We start from the raw sequence: 4,467 nt of genomic DNA, 5'->3' as shown, positions 1-4,467 counted from the left end.
GCGCCGCCCGACGACGAGAAGTCGCCCGCCTCGCGGTTCTCCTCGAGCGTCTCCTCGGCCGAGTTCCACCCGTTCACGTACCCCTGATGATGGGTGTCGTGATGCCATTCCAGCACCTGCTCGGAAATGTGCGGCTCCAGCGCGTCGTAATCGTACGGCAGCGGATCAAGTTCGTAGCTCATCGTTGAATCACCTGTCAGCTACATGGCTCGGAAACCTGTTAAAGATAATGCGGCACACGATACCACGCGTCACCGGACGTGGCGAATCTCGACCGCGGCGGATCGAGAGCGCTAGGCTCGCGGTTCAGGGCGGCACGAAATCGGGACGGCGATCCGATCGATCTCGGTGCCGTAACTGATATCGGGTTCTCGTCGGCGACACGAGACGCGCGCGGCGCGGAGTGCGCCGCGCGCTGACGGTGGGACTGGGATTCGAACCACGGTCGCTCCCTATCGGTCGCTCTCTGATTCGAATCCTGCACGAGACGCGCGCGACGCGGAGTGCGCCGCGCGCTGACGGTGGGACTGGGATTCGAACCCAGGAAGCCGTGAGGCTACCGGTTTTCAAGACCGGCGCAATGGGCCACTCTGCCATCCCACCGCACCCGGACCGTCGGGGGCGTCCGACTAAGGGGTGTCGGTCGCGTCGCGCTCGGCGGCCCCTCGGAGCCGGTAGTGGGTGGCGAACACGACGAGCGCGGCCAGGACCGGCGGCACGACGCCCGTAATTTGCGGGAGCGCGTAGAGGGCGCCGACGACGATCGACTCAGTCGGATCGCGGAGCTCCGCCGGCGCGGAGATGATCAGCCCGACGTACAGCGAGCAGAGGAACAGGAACCCGCCGTACGCGAGCTTTCGGTCGTATCCCGGCTTCACCGGGTCGTCGCGTCGGTGTCGGCGAGCGACGAACAGCAGGGGAGCGAGCAGCGGCGCGACCGCGGCGAACCCGGCGATCACGTACAGCGACCGCGAGAACAGGAACGTCCCGCCCTGCACGTTCGTGGTCTCGGCCATCCAGACGACGAGCGCGAGAGTGACCACAGTCGCGATCAGCCCGGCCGCGAGCGCCCCTATCACGCCGTACACGCGCATGGTCCACGACTCCGTTTCGCGGATCGCGTAGGGGATCGCGCCGAACACCCCGCGGTAGCTGTCTGCCATCGCCGCCGCTACGGCCGAGGGCGAATTAAACCCCTCGTCGCCGGCCCGCTCGCCGTGTGAGTGACGGTCGGTCCGTCTCGCTCCGACGGCCGCGACGCCGGCGGACGTGAGTTTTTATACCGCGCGCCGGGACCTCCCCACGTGGGCCTGTACGACACGTACCTCGCCGTCCGCCATCGCTTCCACGGCGGCGATACGCCGGAACACGTCGCGATCGTCATCACCGAGCGCGACCTCCTCGCCGACGGCGCGTTCGGCACTCTCTCGGCGGCGCTCGGGTGGGCCTTCGAGTACGGCGCGGACCGAGTCACCGTCTCGGTGTCCGTGCTCGACGCCGCCGTCGTCCCGACGCTCGTCCGCGAACTCCGTCAGGTCGACGCCCCCCGGCGACTCGTCGTTCGGGGGCCGGAAGACGCGGCGCTCGACGACGGAACCGCCGATTTCGAAGGCGACGCCGGACGGCGGGCGCGCGAGCGAACGGAGAACCAACGCTCGGCAGACGCCCCGATCCGGATCACGGTCGGGCTCGGCGGGAAGGCCGAGTTCGCGGCCGCGGTCCGGGAGCTCGCGACCGACGTGGACGCCGGCGACCTCGATCCGGAGTCGATCGACGCCGCCGACGTCTCGGACCGGCTGGTGTTCCCGGAGGAACCGGACCTCGTGATCAAGACCGGCGCCGAGCGGCTCTCGGACTTCGCGATCTGGCAGTCGGTGTACGCCGAACTCTACTTCACCGACGTGAACTGGCGGGACTTCAGAAAGCGGGACTACCTCCGCGCAGTGCTCGACTTTCAGGACCGGCAGCGGCGGTTCGGTCGGTAGGTGGTTCGGTCGGGAATTCGGGGCTCACCAGACGAACCGGAACAGCACCGTGAACGTGACGAGCGCGCCGACCGTCGAGAGGATCGGGACGACGTTCTGCATCAGCACGACGCGCGCGCTCGTGCTCGGGTTGAACAGGTCCGACGCCGAGGGGATGTCGGTCGGGTCGCCCTCGCCGATCGGTCCCGTCTCGTCGGCCTTCAGCGCGCCGACGGAGACCTTCGGCTCCTTCTCGCCGCTGATCCCCTGTTTGACCGTCACGGTCCGCGTCGCGCGCCCCCAGCCGAGGCCGACGATCGACATCGTCGCGATGATGACGAACGAGGCCGGGATCCCCACCGCCGAGAGGCTGATGACGATCCCGGAGGAGACGCAGGCGACGACGATCGCCGCGGTCAGCGGGAGGTCGGTGATGTCGTTGCCGAGCGTGTCGAGCGTCCGGCGCGCGATCGTGAAGGCGCCGACCGCGACGGCGGCGCTCCCGAGGAGGATCATCGGCGTCATCTCGACGTTGTCGAGCGCGACGAGCGGCGCGATCGCGTTCGCGATGTTCGACGTGCCCGAGGAGAAGGCCATCAGACAGCCGATCGCGATGACGACGAACCCGCCGAAGAGTTCGCGGCGCGTCGTGTTCGGGCCCGGAACGGGCTTCGGGACGACGCCCGATCGATCGAACTCGAACAGCGCGCCCTCGGTGCTCTCGATCGCCACCCAGCTGTCGATCGCGGGGTAGAAGTAGCGTCCGACGACGCCGGAGACCCAGAACCCGATGATCGGCGCGACGATCCACCAGATGGCGATCTCGCCCATCACGGCCCGATCGAGGGTGCCCGTCGCCAGTCCGAGCCCGGCGATGGCGCCGACGGCCGTCATCGACGTCGACGCCGGCACGCCGGCGAAGTTGCCGACGAACAGCGCGCCGCCGATGAAAAAGAGCACGACGATGCTCGTCTCCAGCGTGAACACGTTGCCACCGGTGACCAGGTCCTCGCCGAGCGTCGTCACGACGCGCTGTCCCAGCGTCCCCGCGCCGATGAAGAAGAACACCGACATCAGCGCCGCGGCGCCCGACTTCGATATCACGTCCGCGCCGACCGCCGGTCCGAACGCCGGCCCCGTCGTCGCGCCGCCGATGTTGTATCCGACGAACGCCGCGACCACGAACCCGACGAGAAGCAAGACCTCAACCATATACTCGCCACAACGACACACGGCGGGTTAAACGAACAGGTTTCCGCCCTCCGACAGGACCGTGGAAGCCCGACCGATCGGCGGTATCGAGGGAGATCGGTTAACAGTCGGGGCGCGGACGGGATCGCCACTGAGTCGGATACCGGGAGTATTTGTCTCGCGGTTGCGTCCGGTCGGCCATGCGAACGCTCGTCTTCGACGGTCGGGCCGGCGCCGCCGGCGACATGATCTGCGCCGCGCTGATCGCGGCCGGCGCCGACCCCGACGCCCTCGCGCCCGTGACCGACCGGCTCCCGATCCGGTACGAAGTCGGCGAGACGACGAAAAACGGGATCCGGGCGACGACCGTCGACGTGCTTCTCGACGGCGACGGCGATACCGACAGTAGCGATGTGGAGAGCGACGGCGGGTCCGACCGCGATCACGGCGGCGGTCACGGCCACGACGATCACGACCACGCCCACGACAGTCCCGAACGCGCCCACGACGATCACGAACGCGCCGAGGGAGCCGACATCCATCGGAGCTATCCCGAGGTCGTCGCGCTCGTCGAGTCGATGGCGCTCCCCGATTCCGTCGAGTCGATCGCGCTCGACGCCTTCGAGCGCCTCGGTCGCGCGGAGGCGTCGGTCCACGGCACCGACCTCGACGAGACGCACTTCCACGAGGTCGGCGCCGACGACGCGATCGCCGACGTGGTCGGCGCGGCGCTGCTGCTCGACGACCTCGACCCCGAGCGGGTCGTGTCGACGCCGGTGGCGACGGGCGGGGGGGAAGTGGAGATGAGCCACGGCGTCTACCCGGTCCCCGCGCCCGCGACGACAGAGATCGTGGCCGGCGCCGACTTCTCGGTGGTCGGCGGCCCGGTCGACCGCGAACTGCTCACGCCCACGGGCGCCGCGATCCTCGCCGCGGTCGCCGATGGCGCCGACGCGCTCCCCGACCTCGCCGTCGACGCCGCCGGCTACGGAGCCGGCGACGCGACCTTCGAGAAGCACCCGAACGTGCTCCGGGCGCTGGTCGGCGAGGGGGCGGATTCCGACGCCGAGAGTCACGCGCACGCCGACGCTCACGCTCACGGCGATACGCCCCGCGACACGGATGAACGCCGCGACCACGGCCTCGTCCACGACGACGTGGCCGTCCTCGAAACCAACCTCGACGACGCCGCCCCCGAGGTGCTCGGCGGACTTCAGGAGACGCTCAAGCGGGCCGGCGCGCGCGACGTGACGATCGTGCCGACCACGATGAAGAAGTCGCGGCCGGGCCACCTGTCTCTTATACACATCTC

Annotated in this window: 4 protein-coding genes, 1 tRNA gene and 1 pseudogene; 2 read left to right on the top strand and 4 right to left on the bottom strand. The window is 69.2% G+C overall.

All coding sequences use genetic code 11. From position 1 onward, the window contains the following. From sod to C471_RS01735, 3 genes and pseudogenes are all read right to left on the bottom strand, one after another. Positions 1 to 182: pseudogene (gene sod / locus C471_RS01745) on the bottom strand (superoxide dismutase [Mn]); the annotation flags it as partial. Between the two features lie 337 nt (positions 183 to 519). Next, positions 520 to 603: transfer RNA gene (locus C471_RS01740), tRNA-Ser, on the bottom strand. Between the two features lie 26 nt (positions 604 to 629). Further along, a complete protein-coding gene (locus C471_RS01735; protein ID WP_004046150.1) occupies positions 630 to 1,163 on the bottom strand; it encodes a hypothetical protein in 534 nt (177 codons plus the stop codon). Between the two features lie 141 nt (positions 1,164 to 1,304). On the opposite strand from C471_RS01735, the gene C471_RS01730 reads away from it, so the two are divergent. Further along, positions 1,305 to 1,985 (top strand): undecaprenyl diphosphate synthase family protein, encoded by a 681-nt coding sequence (locus tag C471_RS01730; protein ID WP_004046148.1) that lies wholly within the window; start codon positions 1,305 to 1,307, stop codon positions 1,983 to 1,985. 24 nt (positions 1,986 to 2,009) lie between these two features. Here the strand turns inward: C471_RS01730 and C471_RS01725 are convergent, their stop codons facing one another. Continuing rightward, complete coding sequence (locus C471_RS01725; protein WP_004046146.1) at positions 2,010 to 3,176, bottom strand: inorganic phosphate transporter; 1,167 nt, start codon at positions 3,174 to 3,176, stop codon at positions 2,010 to 2,012. 179 nt (positions 3,177 to 3,355) lie between these two features. Between C471_RS01725 and C471_RS01720 the strand changes: the two genes are divergently transcribed. Beyond that, positions 3,356 to 4,467: LarC family nickel insertion protein (locus tag C471_RS01720; protein WP_004046144.1), on the top strand; the 1,112-nt coding region annotated here is incomplete at its 3' end.

Source organism: Halorubrum saccharovorum DSM 1137 (assembly GCF_000337915.1).
In the GTDB taxonomy this organism is placed as follows: domain Archaea; phylum Halobacteriota; class Halobacteria; order Halobacteriales; family Haloferacaceae; genus Halorubrum; species Halorubrum saccharovorum.
The sequence above is the reverse complement of the archived record's forward strand: the minus strand, read 5'-3'. Positions and strand labels throughout refer to the sequence as shown.